This window comes from Paenibacillus marchantiophytorum (assembly GCF_014640555.1).
Classification (GTDB): domain Bacteria; phylum Bacillota; class Bacilli; order Paenibacillales; family NBRC-103111; genus Paenibacillus_E; species Paenibacillus_E marchantiophytorum.
On record NZ_BMHE01000012.1, the window covers coordinates 42,977 to 59,706 of the forward strand.

Below are 16,730 nucleotides of genomic sequence, written 5' to 3' on the forward strand. Positions count from 1 at the left end.
ACTGACCTTTCAACTGCGAACAGTTGAAAGGTCAGTTTTTATAATAGACCTACATACCAAACCTACATACCAGACCTACAAACAACAAGGAGCACTCTGCATGTCACATTTAAATAAGCGCTCCAGCTTCCGCATGCATCTTCAAATTCCTTTGTCTGCTCTATTCAAAATTATCGGATTTCGCAATCAAGCCGCAGATACGAAGCAATCCAAAATTATGATCAAGGATATTAGCGCAGGGGGTCTTCGCATTCATACCCCTTTGAATTTACCCGTGGATTTGAACTTGCTGCTGGAATTCACTTTCCTGCTTTTCCATGAAGAAATGAAGATCTTGGGCGTTATTAAACGAAAAATGACGCTCAGCAACTCCCTCTATGAATATGGCATCGCGTTCAGCATCGCTGATCCTCTCATTGAGCAGCAGCTCATTCGTCACCTGATTCAGCTCAGCACCCGCTTAAAACAGACGAACCTGCTGGCCAGCTGCAGCTTCTGTTCGGATGAAGATATGGCCGATATTTTATCTGCCAAATATGAACTTACATAGCAGCTGCGAGCTTTTGAACAAATTGCTCCAAGTACTGCTGATCGATCGTATCGAAGCGATTTATAATGGGGCTATCGATATCCAGAACACCGATCAGCTCATCGCCGAGCAGAATAGGCACCACAATCTCCGATTGGGAAGCCGCGTCACAAGCGATATGACCGGGGAATGCGTGAACATCCGGCACCAGTACGGTTTCTCTGCGTGCCGCAGAAGTCCCGCAAACACCTCTGCCCAGCGGAATCCGCACACAGGCAGGCATTCCTTGGAACGGGCCCAAGACCAGTTCGTTCTTACCCTGCGTCTGATCGAGCAAATAAAATCCGACCCAGTTCACATCGCTCAGAAACTGGCCCAGCAGCGCTGCGGCATTCGCCAAATTCGCGATGCGATTCGGTTCATCGTGTATCAATGCTTCAACTTGCTGAATCAGCAAGGTATATTGTTGTTCCCTTGTTCCTTCATAACTGGATTTGGCAAACATCGGACTTCATCCTTCTTTCTTATTCTTCATTCAACCTCACAAGTAACCTATCCATCATACCAAAAAGTGCTCGCTCCCGCCAAAAGGAACGGCTCCAAAAGGCCGATGGATCTTGAGCGAAGCCCCCGCCGATTCAATTCGTTAGATCGTCAAAGAAGCCATTTTCGCGTCAATAAGCATCATACAGATCGTTGGCAAAGACCAATTGATTTGGAGAAACTCAACATTTTCTCGCTCTAGGCGTGCTGCCGCACCGCCAACAAATAGCTACTCTACCTCTCAGCAACTCTCAGCGCTCCTCCCAACCCACTATCTAACTCCACACACATGAGCAAATTTCACACTAGAGGATCCTAGATTCTCTATTTTGGGGAAATCAGCGTATTTGGAGGCTCCTGCAGTCGCAAATTTACCAAACCCCACTCCCCTGAGAGATAGAGATAAATCTCTTAAGAGCGCCAAATCCTTGAAGGGAACTCAGAGACGCTATATAGGCAAATAGCAGGGATACGAGGGCGGTAACGGAACTACAGGGTCTTATTGCCGCGAAAAACGCTGAATGTCCCCATCAAACAGCAAAATAGCGGACTGGAGTTCCCTCAACCTCGCGACAATGCCACATTGGGCTCGAATAGCGGACTGGAGTTCCTTCATCCTTGCGATAATGTCCCTTTTTGCTACAATTGCGGCGACGTTCCCTCACCTCCGCACGAGGCAGCTGCGGCAACTCCTCGATTACTCCAAAACAAATAAAGAAAAACGGCTTCGCCGCCCTGAGAGATCAGCCTCTTAGTAGCGACAAAACCTGTTAAGGGAACTAGAGGACGCTATATAGGCAAATAGCAGGGATACGAGGGCGGTAACGGAACTACAGGGTCTTATTTCCGCGAAAAACGCTGAATGTCCCCATCAAACAGCAAAATAGCGGACTGGAATTCCCTCAACCTCGCGACAATGCCACATTGGGCTCGAATAGCGGACTGGAGTTCCTTCACCCTTGCGATAATGTCACTTTTTGCTACAATTCCGGCGACGTTCCCTCACCTCTGCACGAGGCAGCTGCGGCAACTCCTCGATAACTCCAAAACATATGAACAAAGGGACTGCTCTCTAGGTTTTCAACCTGTTGAGACAGCCCCTTGTATTATTTTTGCCCGTAATAAGCGTTAGCTCCGTGCTTTCTCAGGAAATGACGATCGAGCAGCGTTTGGTCCATCGGTTCAATCGCTGGATTCAGCGTGAAGGTGCGGTAAGCGATCTTCGCTACTTCCTCCAGGACGACTGCGTTGTGAACCGCATTATGCGGATCTTTTCCCCAACTGAAAGGCGCATGGCAATTGACCAGAACGCCCGGAACCATCGCCGGGTCCAATGCCTGGAAGGTTTCGATGATGACATTGCCGGTTTCCAGTTCATAGGCTCCCTTAATCTCAGCCTCTGTCATCAACCTTGTGCACGGCACTTCGCCGTAGAAGTAATCCGCATGTGTTGTCCCGAGCGCCGGAATGCCTCTTCCCGCCTGTGCCCAGCTCGTCGCCCAAGGGGAATGCGTATGGACAATTCCGCCAATTGCAGGGAACGCGCGGTACAAGGCCAGATGGGTTGGCGTATCCGAGGATGGCTTGAGCTTGCCTTCCACGATGTTCCCATCCAGATCAACGACGACGAGGTCTTCCGCTTTCAAATCCTCATAAGGAACACCGCTCGGCTTAATCACTACCAGCCCTTGCTCCCGATCAATTCCACTCACATTGCCCCACGTAAATGTGACGAGACGATATTTGGGCAAATCCAAATTTGCTTCCAAGACTGCCTGCTTCAAGTTCTCCAGCATCTGATCTCAACACCTTCCGATAAAATGTACAGATAATAACTCATTATACACTTGTACGTACATGTTATCTAGTTGGTGGGGATATAAAGTTTTTTCGCCTCACTTGTATGTACAGCCTAATCTTGTTTTAATTATGAATAATGGAGAAAATAATCGTCTTGCCATCCGCTTCCAACCTTGTTTCAACGGAGTAGCTGCCGATCTGTTTCGTGCTCGTTTCGAATACTCCCTTCGCTGCCGCCAACTGACAAGCTTCTGTGAAGTGACGATAGAAGATATCCGCATCATAGCCAAATAGGTAATCCGTAAACTTCCGCACGCTCTCCATATTTCGTGCCAACGTTCCTTCTTCCAGATGCACGGTTACCCCGTAGGTCGAAAATTGCGGATCCAGCCATAAGGAAGCCTCATTGCTATTCCGCTCTGCTGTCGTTGCGCCTCTCATCGCCGCAGCCTTGGCTTCGGCATCGCGGAAAAGTCGCAGCGTTGTTTCTTCCAGATCGTAGTTCGTACCACGCAGCTTCCCTGCTTGTTCCATCACTTCATAGGCTTTGAGCATACGCTCATCCGGGAATATCAGCTTCTTGTAGCTGCCATCTTTCGTAGGAACTACCTTGATGAAGCCGTTCTCGTGAACGACATTAATCCGCTTAGACTTCGTCTGCAAGCGCGTAATGATTTGCAAGGCTTCCGCACGAGTGACATAACGCCCTACACCGAAGTACCCGTTCGGATATCCTTCCATAATGCCCTTGGTCATCACTTCACCGATGAATTTCTGCTGCCTGGATGTCGCGCTTTGGAGATCCCCGAACTTGGAAGCCGCTTTAAGACTATAGACTTCATCTTCCAAATACTCGGTTTCCTTGAGCAAATAGTACAGAATTTCCGCCACATCTTCCCGTTTGAGCTTGGCTTTATAATCCGTAAACTGGCCTTTGCTTATAAAATGAAGATCACTGGCTAAATCTAGATAGGGCTTAGCCCAATATCCGACTGTATTCGGTTTAAACGTGAAATCCCGGTAGTCCTGCTGTAAAATGCTTTGATTGCTTGCGTTTAATGATTGCGTAAAGCTCGTTTTCCATTTCCGTTCTCCATTTGGATATATATCTGTAAAAGCGAGCAGCACAATTTTCACAAATTGGTCAGCCGTAACCGATTCATCTGGTCGAAAAGTCCCATCCGGGAATCCGTCCAGCAGGCCTTGCTGCACCATTTGGCTAATCGTCTGCTCAGCCCAGTGTCCTTTCACATCTGTAAGGCCCGCTGCTTCACTCTTCTCTGGTCCGACACCAATTGTCATTACGCAACAAATTGTTGCCAAAAAGATCCATTTTTTCCATTGCCGCATCCTTCATTCTCCGCTTCTCCATAAGTTTATTAGGCACAAACAGCCGCCATTCTCTAGGATAAACCTTCTATTTACCTTTGAGAACGGGCTTTAAGCCTAGTAAGACGTTCAGGTCAAGGACTAAAGAATTCGGGACTATAGCCGTATAGACGTTGTTACACCAAGCTTTCGGCCCCTTTGGGCGATTGACGAATCTTGGAACTATGTGTCACTATCAGACAATAGGCTGTTAAGGAAAGGAGATCTTGATCATGAATTTTCATCAACTCATCTCAATTATTCCGCTTATGGCACATATTGAAGCCAGTACGTCCTCCCAGACATATGAATGCCCGCGCCATCTTTATCAGCTTCTTATTGTACGCAGCGGGCATGTGCAAATCCTTATGCAAGATCAGGAGCCGATCGTTTGCGCGCAAGCTTACGCGTTCCATTCCGAACATGGCGCCTTCAAGATTCAAGTGCCCAAAACAAGAGCAGCGGACTATACGCTCATCACCTATCGCATGCTGCCTGAAGATCATCTCTGGTCCCTCCGTGGTCCTCTAACCACTTTAAGCGAATATAAAATTCATTATATGATTGACGAACTTTTGCGAACAACTCATGAAATCCATCCGTTGACTGCGGACGAAGAAGCCGCTCACCAAGTTCGCAAGCGCATGATGCTCGAACGTATTCTGTTCATCTACCTCTACGAATCTCACCTCACTGAAGAGAAGAAACCAGCTTCCGTCTCGATCGAGGAGACCCTCTCCTATATCAATGAGCACTATATGGTTGAGCTCTCACTCCCCATGCTGGCTAGACGCGCCGCTATGAGCGTGGGCTATTTCACCGTTCTTTTCAAAAAGCATACCGGTACTACCCTCATGGATTACCTATATGATTTACGTATTGAGAAAGCGCAGAAAATGTTTCAACAAACCGATTTACTCGCCAAAGAAGTGGCGCAACGGGTTGGTTTTATGGATTATTTCCATTTCAGCAAAGTGTTTAAAAAAAGGACAGGCATGTCGCCTCGGACTTTTCTCATCAAACAAAAAGAAATCTAATAATAAGACATGTCTAATCTGTATCGTAGACATGTTCTTAGCATGGAATATTCGGTATGATTCCCAATGAGAATAATAATCATTGTCACGAAGGGAATCACATCAATGAAAAACCGAATCACACATCTACTCTTTATCGCACTGATTAGCGTGTTTGCTATAAGCCTTGTCGCTTGTGGCAAAACGACCAATAATGAATCAGCTGCCTCAACAACGACACCTGCAGCTAGCACGCAGCCTGCAACCCCGGCAAGCGGCAAAATTACCGTTCAAGATGCGGTAGGCACCCTTGAGCTGCCCAAAAAACCAGAACGAATCATCGCCATGGAGTTTGGCTTTACCGATATTCTCGTTTCCATCGGCACACAGCCTGTTGGTGTAGCGGATGATAGCAGCCCGGATTTATTCATGGACTCTGTCAAAAGTAAATTAGGAACATACACATCCGTAGGCTCCCGCTACGAGCCAAACATTGAATTGATTAGCTCGCTCAAACCTGATCTCATCATCGTGGAAATCAATAAACATAAAAATGCGATTCCGCAATTAAAAGGTATTGCTCCTGTGCTGGTACTGGATGATTTCCAAGCAGACTACAATCAAATGTTGAAGAACGTCGCGATCATCTCCAAAGCTGTCGGTAAAGAAGAAGAAGGCAAAAAACGGATGGCTGAGCACCAAGCAACGGTTGAAACTTTGAAAAAGAAACTGGGATCTACGAATCTGCGCGTACTGCCTGCGGTTGTGAATCCAAAAGGATTCTTCGCCCATTCCGACCATGCCTACAGTGGATCATTCCTGGCGATGCTAGGCTACACAGACCCTGTAAAAAATGCAGCGGCATATCCGCAAATCACGTTGGAACAGTTAGCTGAAGCTAATCCTCAAGTGCTATTCTTGCTTCCTACGGAAAAAGAAACGATTGTTAAACAGTGGGAGACGAACCCGCTTTGGCAAAAAATTGATGCCGTTGCGAACAAGAAAGTTTACACCGTCGAGAGACGCGACTGGTCCCTGTCTCGCGGCATGCTCGGATCTGAGAAAATTCTTGCAGACCTCGTGAAGAATTTGGGGCAATAATCCAATGGGATATAGCGATAAGAAGCAGAGCCGCATATGGCCTCTGCTCTTCCTTTTTTCTGCCTTCATCCTTGTGATGCTGATCGGTATTCTGTGCAGTTTAAAATGGGGCCAATCGCAAGTTTCCTGGCAAACGTTGTTTGAAGCCATTACCTATCAGGGCAACGACAAGGCCCATCTGTACATTCAGACCCTGCGTCTGCCTCGAGCCATCATGGCTTGTCTTGTCGGGATTCAGCTTGCTTTGGCTGGCTTGCTTACCCAACTCACCACCAAGAACCCGTTGGCTTCGCCACATATCTTCGGCATTAATGCCGGTGCTGCCTTGGCCGTCGCGGTTGGCTTGGTTGCTGTCCCTCATTTCGGAAATTTCGGATTAATCGGATTTGCCTTTGTTGGCGCGGCGCTAGGGGCCTTGCTGGTTTGGTCGCTCGCGGGTACGGGGAATAAGCAATATGTGCGCTTGGCGCTCGCCGGAATTACGATTCATTTCCTGATGTCCTCGCTTACGGAAGGATTCATCATTATGAATCAACAGGCGACGGACAGTATGATCTTCTGGCTTGTCGGCTCTTTGAACCAAGCTGCCTGGACGGAAGTTCGGCTTATCCTGCCTTTCTTTGTCGGCGGCGTGCTCTTGTTCAGCCTCATGCTCCCTTCCCTTAGGATGCTGCTGCTGGATGACGAAATTGCCGCAGGCATAGGCGGCCGCATCCATTTCGTGCGCGGCATCAGTATTCTGCTCGTTATCGTTCTCGCAGGCTCAGCCGTTGCTTTATGCGGGCCAATTGGCTTCGTTTGCCTGATTGTGCCGCATATTGCTCGCTCTTTGGTCGGCACGAATTTGACGATTCTAGGACCTCTTACCGCCTTGCTTGGAGGAGTTCTCCTGTTGTATGCGGACTTTCTCAGCCGCTTCATCGCTTTTCCGTTCGAATCTCCCGTCGGCATTGTGACCGCCGCGATCGGCGCCCCTTACTTCATCTACTTAGCGCGTAAGCAGGGAGGTACACGATGAACCGATCCGCATGGACAGTGGGAAAAAGAGTGCTGCCCTTATTGATTGCCTTAGCCTTCATGATTGGATTAGCCTTCATTTATGCGCATGTAGGAGCCGTACGTATTCCGTACCGGGATGTTTGGCCCGCACTCGTGGATGCCAAGCATCCCTCCTATTTCATTATTCATCAGGTGCGGCTGCCACGCATCTTGGTTGGCATCTTGGCTGGCTTCGGTTTAGCTGTTGGCGGAGCCATTCTGCAAAGCATTGTCCGAAATCCGCTCGCCAGCCCCGACGTCATCGGCATCACCAAGGGAGCCGGCCTGATGGCTGCGGCCGTCATCTTCCTGTTTCCCAAATCGCCCAGCTATTTGCTGCCGATTGCCGCTTTTGGAGGAGCCCTGCTGGCTTTCCTCCTGCTCTTGCTGCTTAGCCGGCGCTTGACGCTGCGCCCTTCTTCTCTTGCCCTGGTTGGTGTGGCCATTGGAACGGTGTTCCAGGCTGGCACCCAGTACTTAATCGTAAGGCACCCCAGCGACATTAACATGGCGCTGCTCTGGTTGTCCGGCAGCCTGTGGAGCCGGAGCTGGCACGATGTGTACTCGCTGCTGCCATGGATCGCCGTGCTGATTCCGCTCGTGTGGGCGAACTACGCCAAGCTGAACATCTTCCAGCTTGGCGATGACATCACCGCCTCGCTTGGGCTGCACATCGCGAAGCAGCGCTTCTGGCTGCTGCTGCTCGCCGTTGCCCTCGCGGGCATCTCCGTGTCCGCGGTGGGGGCGATCGGCTTCGTCGGCCTGATCGCCCCGCACATTGCGCGAAGCCTCGTCGGCGGTAGGCATCAGTGGCTGATCCCGCTCGCAGCGCTGATCGGAGCGGACTTGATGCTCCTGGGCGACTTGCTCGGGCGGGTCCTCATTATCCCACGGGAGGTACCCGTGGGGATCATGACGGCCGTCATCGGCGCGCCCTACTTCCTTTATTTGCTGCGCAAAGAACGGCGGCGCAAGCTGGGGTAGGCAAGAAAAGGACCAACCTTCCGCACTTCGAAGGTTGGTCCTTTTCTTGGTTAGCCGAGCCGCTTGCCCGCTCCAATGGTTATTGCCGAATTATAATAGCGCAGCCAATCTGCGATGTATAACATTTTGGTCAAGAAATCCACAGAATTCCCTTGCAGATCCGCGTATTTCCCATTTTGCAGCAGCTGATGAAACTCCCAGCTCTTGATGAAAATCGCTTTGATGAACGCTTCTTCGGTTTGCGGTTTATGCAGATCCGACCCGCGTGAGAGTTCAATGTCCTCAATAATTACACCTCTGTAGTAAGGATGAACATTGATCAATTGCCCCGTATCTACATAAGCAAGTCCCGTATATTCGAAAGGCAGCCAAATTAGATTCGTCTTTCTGTCTTCGAGTTTAACCGTGTAAGCTAAGCCCAAATTCAATGCAATCGGCTGCGGATAATTGTTAACTTGTCCAGATCGTAAGTGATCCATGATATGCTCGACGAAATTCATGATGCTCTTCCTCTCTGAAGGACCTGATCTTGACGCAGTGTCCTATCTTCATATTGCGTGTTAGGACCTCTTATTGTCAAGACATTCCATTAGCAAACTTTCAACAAGCTTATCGCATAATAAAAACCATTTATTTACATACTACCTCAAACGAGTACAGCAGCGAAAAGGATGGGTAGATTATGGCAGCAAATTCCGCCCCCCGATGGGGACTAGCCTCTGTAAGAAGGTTTGACATTATCTATACTCAGCGCCGCAATCCCTATCTCATCGCCTGGTGGTCGGCCTCCTTCCCAGGATTTGGTCACCTGCTTATGTACAAAAATGCCGTAGGTGTGCTTTTAACCCTTTCCGAGGTCATCATCAATTCATTAGCATCTATCAATTTGGCCATGGTCTATTCCTTTTCCGGCAATTTCACCATGGCCAAGCAAGTGCTTAATCCTTTGTGGCTATACGGTTATATGATTATTTATTTCTTTGCTATTTGGGATAGTTATCGCTGTGCGATTGAAACAAATAAGCATTATGAATTAGCGATTTTAGAGAACGCCCGCTTTCCTGTACAACTGATGCGTTCCACAGGCATCCAATTCCTTGAGAAAAAAAGACCCCTGACTGCCGCAATATGCGCATTGATTTTCCCCGGTCTCGGACATCTGTACAATAAACATATTTGGCTAGGCTTTTATGGCGTTTTCTGGTGGTGGATTTATATAACTTTCTCCCACTTTTATGAAGCGCTGCATGCTTTGATCTTAGGAAATAATCGGCTCGTGGCCAGTATTCTGCATCCTCAGTGGTTCATGTTCATGCCATCTGTACTAGGGGGGGCTATCTTCCATTCCTATACGAGTGCCATTGAACAGAATCGCTTATTTCGCCTTGAGCAAAGGAATTATTTAACGGATCATTATCTCCAACCGAAACCGCAATTCATTAACTATTCCGGAGGCAATCCCCCCTTGTGGATGATAGGTACATTTGAACATTCCATTGAGTTGGAACAAGCTCTAAGCATACTTGAACATAACGGTATTTCTCGCAGCCGAATAACCCCCGTTCTCATGGATGTTGATGCCGATAAATCCATTAATATCGTGGATCAGCGGTTCGATCGGACAGCCAAGTCCGTCGAGATTGGTTTGGCTAGTGCTACGGCATGCAGTGTGATTGGGATTAGCGCCGGTTTTGTCCTCGCATGGGGGCCCATTATCTGGGGGCTCCTAACCGGAATAGGGGGCTTCTTGTTAGGGTTTGGAATCAGTCGGTTATTCAGAACCGAACACAGCTTACCCGCTAAAGCCAAGAAACTCCCCGAAGTCACTATTCTTGTCCAGTACGAAAATGAGCGGGAGGCTGCTCTTATTTCCGAAACCTTTTGGCGGTACAAAGCCTTAACGGTTGGTCAAATGGCAAGCCTTGCAAGTCATCCCCCTGTTATATCTTAAATTGCTGCACAACTCTTTGTAGGGCAGATGCTGTCTCTGTCAGCTCAACCACGGAGCCATCTATCGCCTCCATCGCAAAGAGTTTGTGTCGAAGCCTCCACAGACGACTCGATTCGCAGCATTTGCTGGATCGATTCAGTACCAAGCCAATAATGACAACTGCTATACTAGATATAAGGAGCGTAAGAACCAACTGTGACATACTGTTATTCAGCTGATTTTCAGCGGCAACATTCGATTTATCGTAGGAGATAATTAACTTGTCAGTGAGCGCATAAATACTATTTTTAGCCTCATCCGTCTCATCATCTACCTTTTTATATTCTGCTTTTAATTGCTGGGCGGTGTAGTTGTTCTGATTATTATAGATCGCAACAACTTTATCGAACATCGCAACGTACAGCCGACTTTGCTTCTTGATTTCTCCAACCCACTGACCTTCCTCATCGGTTCGAGCTGAAGCTGCTACGCGATCTACCATGTCGAAAAATGGCGGGGTACAGCCCTGAAAAAGAAGTTATCCCTTCTATTCTCTTCCACGCTGTGAAATTCCTCCACCTTTCGACCTCTGCCAATTTCCAACAATACCAAAGGTTCCGACCCATATGCCGGCCTGCTCCCGAATGATATAAAGATGCGCAAAAATACTCGAATTTTTTTTGAGTTTTTTCAAACTTTTATTGCACTTGAAGCGTCTAATTCAGAGAGGTGAGAGAATGGAGACGACCGGTGTCCATGTGTTTGATTATTTAAAGTACGTATCCGAAACAACGGATGAGAAAGCAATCCTTCGCAATTTAATGGAAGCCTACGGCAATGACGTATGGAATTATGCGTTCAGTATTTGTCGAAACTCGGATTTAGCCGATGATATTACACAAGATGCTTTCCTAAAAGTTTATCGCAATCTTACCACATTCCGCGGTGAAGCCTCGGTGAAAACCTGGCTGTTAACGATTACCCGCAATACGACTTACGACTATCTACGTAAAGCATTCTGGCGTAAAGTTACGCTTGTCGGCTTCATTCAATCCGCAGGCACAACCAACTCGGCAGAAACCGAGGCTATGGAGAAACTATATGCGAGTGATATATGGAAAAAAGTGATTTCTCTGCCACCGAAATATAGAGAAATTCTGATTTTGCATGCTCATCATCAGCTCACGACCAAAGAAATGGCCGCCATACTCAAGATCTCGGAGGGAACCGTTAAATCCCGACTTCACCATGCCAGACTCAAGGTGATCAGTTTGAAGGAGCGTGAAGCGCTTGAACAATCCTGATCCGGATGACTTACATAAGGAGTTGGAATCAGGACCGCTTGAGCAGCCCGGCTTTACTTCCAAGCTTCAACGCAACATTGAGGAAGCGATTGAACGCAAGGAACGTGCAAGACCTAAGGTAAAACCCTTGCTTTGCTTCGCCGGAGTGGGGGCTATCGCTGCAGCGTTACTCCTTTTTCCATGGAGCAGCATTCATACCCAAAGTGACGCAGCCCCTGCGCAGGATGCCACGATCATGACGACGGCATCCGTTAGCTCCGCCCCGTCTCCGATCAGCACGGCACTCTTGATCGGTTTAAGGACGGAGCACCCTCCTACGGTCAGTGCCACAGGAGGCTCTGCCAAAGGACTGCCTTACAGCACCTACCGAACCATGCTGATCGCCCCCGTGCGCGGACAGTTGCAGAAGACATCAGAGGGTCCAGGCATTCTAATGCCCTACAAGCAGAATTTCTGGAAGATTGATTCCCTCGTCCATCAAACGAAAACGGATGAATTCCGCTACTTATCTGCTCATTTGGCGGACCAGCCTGTGAAACCGGAAACGTTCACTGATCAACCCGAGGAACATTTGAATCGAGTAGAGACGCTGCTATTTGCAGGGAATCAATATGTGTCCATCGCCGAATCCGAACAACTGGTGCGTGGCTCTGCGCCGTATCAAGCCGATCGCGTCTGGGTGCGCACGCTCCCACAACTGAAAGAAGGCCATACCTTACAGTTCTATAACAAGACGGTAGACAAGAATCACGTGTCTATAACCGATTTATACGGCACCAGCCTGAACAATGTATTTACCAATGCGCGAAGCGGCCCAGCTGCTCCTGCCACTGAAATTTCCGGCCAAAGCTGGACCGTTCAACGAGAGCCTGGCCGCTGGGTCGGCAAAATTGCCGAAACACCGCGCGCCGGCAGCACCGCACCGGACAGCTACTTGCTGCACGATTTCCCCCGCGAACTGCCGGACAAAGTCGTCAATCACGACGAAATCTGCTGTTCATGGAGCGACATCCAAGCGTCCTGGCCGCAAGCGACTGATGTCTTAACCTCGCCGATGAACGACATGCTCGTCATCTTCGAGCAGAGCAAGCTGAATTTCTACCCCTTCGCGCAAGCGCCAGGGAATGCGCCACAGTTATCCGTAGACCTGCAGCCGGGCGAACAGCTTGTCATGGCACAATGGGCGACGGATCACTACGTACAGGAATGGATCGATAAAGTTGGCCGTTATTTATCAGATAACACGGCAACTCGAGCCCACCTGACCGAGCAATAATGATTCGCAAAAAGGCTGCCTACAGGGTTTTCAACCCGGTGGGCAGCCTTTTTGCGACGTTCTCGCTCCTATGGCTTATAAACATCCATAAAAGCCTGTGCAAACCGGGGATCCCACTGGGTCCCCTTCCCGTCCGCGAGAATGGCTAACGCCTTCTCGACCGCCATCCCCTTCCGATACGGACGATCGGAAGTCATGGCATCGAACGCATCCGCCACAGCGATGATGCGGCCGAACTCCGGGATATCCTGGCCCTGCAGGCCGTCCGGATATCCCTTGCCATCGTAGCGCTCATGGTGCGAGCGCACGCCGGGCAGCAGAGGCGCCATCGCTTCGGCCGGTTCGATCTGTTTGAGAATCGATTCCCCCAGGACAGGATGAAGCTTGATCTTCTCGAACTCCTCATCCGTCAGCCGGCTTTCTTTGAGGAGAACGTCATCTCTTACGCCGATTTTGCCAATATCATGAAGCAGCGCGGTCTTATTCAGAAGATCGAGCTCAGCTTCACTCAAAGCTACAGCTCGTCCGATCATCAAGGAATATTGGGCAACGCGTGTCGAATGGCCCGCTGTATAAGCATCTCTGGCATCGAGTGCGGCCGCGAGCGTGGCGTAATAGCTTTGCAGCAGCTGATTATTCATCTGTTCGCGGGCTTCAAGCCCTTTGACCATGTGATTAAAACCTGCAACGAGCCGCGAGAATTCATCGGAGTATAAATCGGAAGCTCTTACCTGAAGATCTCCGGCTTGGACCTCCTTCATCGCTCTGTGCAAATCGCTGATCGGCTGTTGAATGTCTCTGGTTAGCATTCTGGCTCCCAAGGAGGAGAAGCCGACACCGAGCAGCAGAATAATGCCCGCCCACTTCCAATAATCCGCGGTCAAATCCGATGAATGTGAAATCAAACGAATTTGCGTCGCCAAGCTAAAAAGGAAGAGCGGCATCGTGCCGATCAAGAACGCGCTAAGCTGAAACTTCCGCTGTATCGAAACGATCACGCGCCCGTCCAAAGAAACATCCTCGCCGTACAAGCGCTGACCTACTTGACGGATATGTACAAGTACGGCTCTAATGGCCTGCGCCGTCGAGAAAAACTCAAGTAAAGCATGCATGCTCGCAATAAGAATCGCGCCTATGCCGGCAAGCCCGATGTAATAGGCTGGCAGCGACAGCCACCCCATGGCAATTGCGGAGCTAGCCATCGCTATCGCAGGTATCGAAAGCCCCAAGAAATGAGGCCCCAGAATCCGTTTCACAGAAAGCGCCGGAAAGCGGTGGGTTTGCAAATAAGCCTCACGGATCGTTGCAATGTCGGGTTTCTCCTGCTCCAGCATCATCTTGATGGGCTTCATATGCCTGCGAAACATGAGGAATTCGGCAAACATCATCACGCATAAGGAGCTGATCATAATGAAAAAGATACGAACCATCTCTACATCTGAAATGCTGAGTGTTGTAGATATAATGACACCGCCAACTACGATGACAGCTACTCCGGAACCAATGATATAATTACGAATCAAATCAAGTAAGAACTTCTTGTAAATCTGCATAATGTCTTCCTCATTTCTGTCCAACTAACAAGCACTTCCGCTTAGCAATCGCTATTTCCTATTGTAGCTTAATTCGACAAATCCCGCTCTAAACTTAACTCTTTTCTAACAAAAAAAATCCTCAGCCCATTGGACTGAAGACATTTGCGATGCTTATTATTCACTTTCCTTGCTAACCAAAGGTTCGATATCTTTCCCCAAGAAAGCGCGAGCGAGCTCGGTCACGCTTTGGCCCGTGAGCGTCTGCGTAATCTCCGGCACTTGGGCGATCATCTTGGCAATGTCGCCTGTGATGCGGTTGACGCCTGACGTGGCGCCATCTTGCGAAATCACCGTTATCTTATCCACTTTGCTTAATGGAGCCGCAATTTTCTCCGCCAATTCCGGCAGGATGCGCAGGATTTCCACGGTGACGGCTGCTTGCGTGTACTGCTTATAGGCTTCGGCTTTCTTCTCCAAAGCCTCGGCTTCCGCAAGACCCGCCAAGCGAACGACTTCCGCGTTCGCCTTCCCTATGGCCAGCTCGGCTTCGGCCGTCGCTTGGCCGCGTTTGCGCGTCGACTCCGCTTCCGCCTCGGCTTCAAGAATTTGCCGCTGCTTGTTCACCTCAGCGCGCATAATGGCCGCCAGCTTCTCCGCTTCGGCCGGCTTAATGACCGATGCTTCGAGTTCCTTCTGCTTCAGCTCAACTTCAATCTGCCGAACCGTCTTGTTCGCTTCGGCTTCCATCTGCCGAATCTTCACCTGCTCCGTCACGAGAGATTGCTGAATTTGCTTCTGCTTCAATTCATAAGCCAAATCCGCTTCCGCCTGACGGCTCGTCGTCTCTTGCTTGAACTCCGCTTCCTTCATGCTGAGCTCTTTGCGATACTGCGCTTCCTTGGCGGATGCGGCGCTCTCCGCTTCTATCTTGAGCTGATGCGCTTCCGCTCTGCGAATAGCGGATTCTTTCTCAGTGTCAGCCTGACGAATCTGAATATCCCGCTCGACTTCGGCTCTGGCAATACTGGCGCTTTTGCGAATGCGCTCGACCTCGGGTACGCCCAGGTTCTCGATGTAGCCTTGATCGTCCGCGACCCGTTTGAGTACGAAGGATATAAGGTTCAGCCCCATTTTATCCAAATCCTCCGAGCACGTTTCCCTCATCTTACTATTTAACTCGTCCGGATTCTTCAGAATCGCTTCGACGGTCAACTGCCCGACCAACCCGCGAAGATGTCCTTCTATAGAATGCAGAATCATCATTTCCCGCTCGAGCAGCGTGTGATCAAGAAACTGTTCAGAGGCGGTTCCAATCGCCACAGGATCACTTTGAATCTTGATCTGCGCTACGGCTTCAATTTTCAGGCGTATGCCTTGCTGAGAGAACATCGGCTGGTCCGGCTTCACATCGAAGCTCATCAGCATCATAGAAATCGTCTTGAAGCTCTGGAATCCAGGAATGACGAAGGTCCCTCCGCCTTGTACGACCCTTTTGCCGCCCAAACCAAACACGATCATCGCTTCATTCGGCGGTACTTTTTTGTAGGCTCTAACAATCGAAGCTAGTAAGATAAAAACGACAAGCACAATTGCAACAACCGTATACAGAATCGTCAGCATAAATGAATTACCTCCAGTTTGTCTAAATTCTTAGCTAGCCTAATCAGAAAATCTGGTGACCGCAGCAACGCCTTTGTTTACGTGCAGGATAATCACCTTCGCCCCTTTGGGGATCGACTCCCCCTGCTCAGATCGGACACTTAATGTACGCGTAGTCCCTTGCAGGACGAACATCATCTCACCGATACCCGTCCCGTGAATAGCTACTGATAGCTTCCCTAGCTGTCCGCTGAGATCAAAATCGCTCTCTTTCATGCTGTGATCATGCTTATAGATGACTTTGGCGTAGAGCAGGAAGAACAGCCAACCTATGACAAGACCTGCCCCTACTGCAATCAGTACGATGAGCACAACGCTTGTCATCCCCACTTTGCCCAGCATATAACCCATACCGCCGAATACCGTCAAACTTGCCAAAATGGAAGAAAGATTAAAAAAGGACGGACCACCGTGACCATGAGCTGCGCCGTGATCGACATGTAAATCGAAGAAATCGCCACCGAAAAAAGTAATCAATAACGTAAGTACAAGGCCTACAAAAAAGCATATGGCAAACAAAGTCATCATAGACTTCACCTCCTAAACGTAAGCTCAGCTATCCAGTAGAAACTGGTTACGCAAGCATTGTTCACCCTTACATATAGACGTTTCTGGGAATAAAAGGTTTCGTTCAAAAAAATTTACTT

The 16,730-nt window shown here is 49.2% G+C and carries 16 protein-coding genes; 8 read left to right on the forward strand and 8 right to left on the reverse strand.

Annotated features, from left to right (window positions below):
• Positions 1–100 precede the first annotated feature (100 nt).
• Complete coding sequence (locus IEY34_RS13900; RefSeq protein ID WP_189012475.1) at positions 101–550, forward strand: PilZ domain-containing protein; 450 nt, start codon at positions 101–103, stop codon at positions 548–550.
• Here IEY34_RS13900 and msrC read toward each other — a convergent pair.
• The 3 genes from msrC to IEY34_RS13915 all read right to left on the reverse strand — a co-directional run bounded on the left by msrC (position 543) and on the right by IEY34_RS13915 (position 4,222).
• Positions 543–1,034 (reverse strand): free L-methionine (R)-S-oxide reductase MsrC, encoded by a 492-nt coding sequence (gene msrC / locus IEY34_RS13905; protein ID WP_189012476.1) that lies wholly within the window; start codon positions 1,032–1,034, stop codon positions 543–545. The two genes, IEY34_RS13900 and msrC, sit on opposite strands and share 8 nt — an antisense overlap.
• Before the next feature lie 1,144 nt (positions 1,035–2,178).
• Positions 2,179–2,868: an L-ribulose-5-phosphate 4-epimerase gene (gene araD, locus IEY34_RS13910; protein WP_189012477.1), complete on the reverse strand. Its 690-nt coding sequence runs from the start codon at positions 2,866–2,868 to the stop codon at positions 2,179–2,181.
• A gap of 127 nt (positions 2,869–2,995) precedes the next feature.
• On the reverse strand, positions 2,996–4,222 hold the full coding sequence (locus IEY34_RS13915; RefSeq protein ID WP_189012478.1) for an S-layer homology domain-containing protein: 1,227 nt from the start codon (positions 4,220–4,222) through the stop codon (positions 2,996–2,998).
• 251 nt (positions 4,223–4,473) lie between these two features.
• Here IEY34_RS13915 and IEY34_RS13920 point away from each other — a divergent pair, with 251 nt between their 5' ends.
• The 4 genes from IEY34_RS13920 (at position 4,474) to IEY34_RS13935 (ending at position 8,379) form a co-directional block, all read left to right on the forward strand.
• Positions 4,474–5,277, forward strand: a complete 804-nt coding sequence (locus tag IEY34_RS13920) for a helix-turn-helix domain-containing protein (RefSeq protein WP_189012479.1) — start codon at positions 4,474–4,476, stop codon at positions 5,275–5,277.
• A gap of 105 nt (positions 5,278–5,382) precedes the next feature.
• Positions 5,383–6,357: an ABC transporter substrate-binding protein gene (locus tag IEY34_RS13925; RefSeq protein WP_189012480.1), complete on the forward strand. Its 975-nt coding sequence runs from the start codon at positions 5,383–5,385 to the stop codon at positions 6,355–6,357.
• 4 nt (positions 6,358–6,361) lie between these two features.
• Entirely contained in the window at positions 6,362–7,375 is a 1,014-nt protein-coding gene (locus tag IEY34_RS13930) for a FecCD family ABC transporter permease (protein ID WP_189012481.1), read from the forward strand.
• Positions 7,376–7,434: 59 nt separating this feature from the next.
• On the forward strand, positions 7,435–8,379 hold the full coding sequence (locus IEY34_RS13935) for a FecCD family ABC transporter permease (RefSeq protein WP_189012576.1): 945 nt from the start codon (positions 7,435–7,437) through the stop codon (positions 8,377–8,379).
• Between the two features lie 50 nt (positions 8,380–8,429).
• Here the strand turns inward: IEY34_RS13935 and IEY34_RS13940 are convergent, their stop codons facing one another.
• The gene (locus IEY34_RS13940; protein ID WP_229757637.1) at positions 8,430–8,879 is read right to left on the reverse strand and encodes a hypothetical protein; all 450 of its coding nucleotides are present in this window, start codon (positions 8,877–8,879) and stop codon (positions 8,430–8,432) included.
• Between the two features lie 182 nt (positions 8,880–9,061).
• Between IEY34_RS13940 and IEY34_RS13945 the strand changes: the two genes are divergently transcribed.
• Positions 9,062–10,330, forward strand: coding sequence for a hypothetical protein (locus IEY34_RS13945; protein WP_189012482.1), 1,269 nt, complete (start codon positions 9,062–9,064; stop codon positions 10,328–10,330).
• On the opposite strand, the gene IEY34_RS13950 is transcribed toward IEY34_RS13945, so the two are convergent.
• Positions 10,320–10,811, reverse strand: a complete 492-nt coding sequence (locus tag IEY34_RS13950) for a hypothetical protein (protein ID WP_189012483.1) — start codon at positions 10,809–10,811, stop codon at positions 10,320–10,322. The genes IEY34_RS13945 and IEY34_RS13950 overlap by 11 nt on opposite strands.
• Positions 10,812–11,046: 235 nt before the next feature.
• Here IEY34_RS13950 and IEY34_RS13955 point away from each other — a divergent pair, with 235 nt between their 5' ends.
• Together IEY34_RS13955 and IEY34_RS13960 are read left to right on the forward strand one after the other, a co-directional pair.
• Positions 11,047–11,613, forward strand: a complete 567-nt coding sequence (locus IEY34_RS13955) for an RNA polymerase sigma factor (protein ID WP_189012484.1) — start codon at positions 11,047–11,049, stop codon at positions 11,611–11,613.
• Positions 11,600–12,889: a hypothetical protein gene (locus IEY34_RS13960; RefSeq protein ID WP_189012485.1), complete on the forward strand. Its 1,290-nt coding sequence runs from the start codon at positions 11,600–11,602 to the stop codon at positions 12,887–12,889. Before IEY34_RS13955 ends, IEY34_RS13960 begins: the two co-directional genes overlap by 14 nt.
• 68 nt (positions 12,890–12,957) lie before the next feature.
• Here the strand turns inward: IEY34_RS13960 and IEY34_RS13965 are convergent, their stop codons facing one another.
• The 3 genes from IEY34_RS13965 to IEY34_RS13975 all read right to left on the reverse strand — a co-directional run bounded on the left by IEY34_RS13965 (position 12,958) and on the right by IEY34_RS13975 (position 16,611).
• Complete coding sequence (locus tag IEY34_RS13965) at positions 12,958–14,442, reverse strand: HD-GYP domain-containing protein (protein ID WP_189012486.1); 1,485 nt, start codon at positions 14,440–14,442, stop codon at positions 12,958–12,960.
• Between the two features lie 156 nt (positions 14,443–14,598).
• Positions 14,599–16,044, reverse strand: coding sequence for a flotillin family protein (locus IEY34_RS13970; RefSeq protein WP_189012487.1), 1,446 nt, complete (start codon positions 16,042–16,044; stop codon positions 14,599–14,601).
• 39 nt (positions 16,045–16,083) lie between these two features.
• On the reverse strand, positions 16,084–16,611 hold the full coding sequence (locus IEY34_RS13975; RefSeq protein WP_189012488.1) for an NfeD family membrane protein: 528 nt from the start codon (positions 16,609–16,611) through the stop codon (positions 16,084–16,086).
• Positions 16,612–16,730 lie beyond the last annotated feature (119 nt).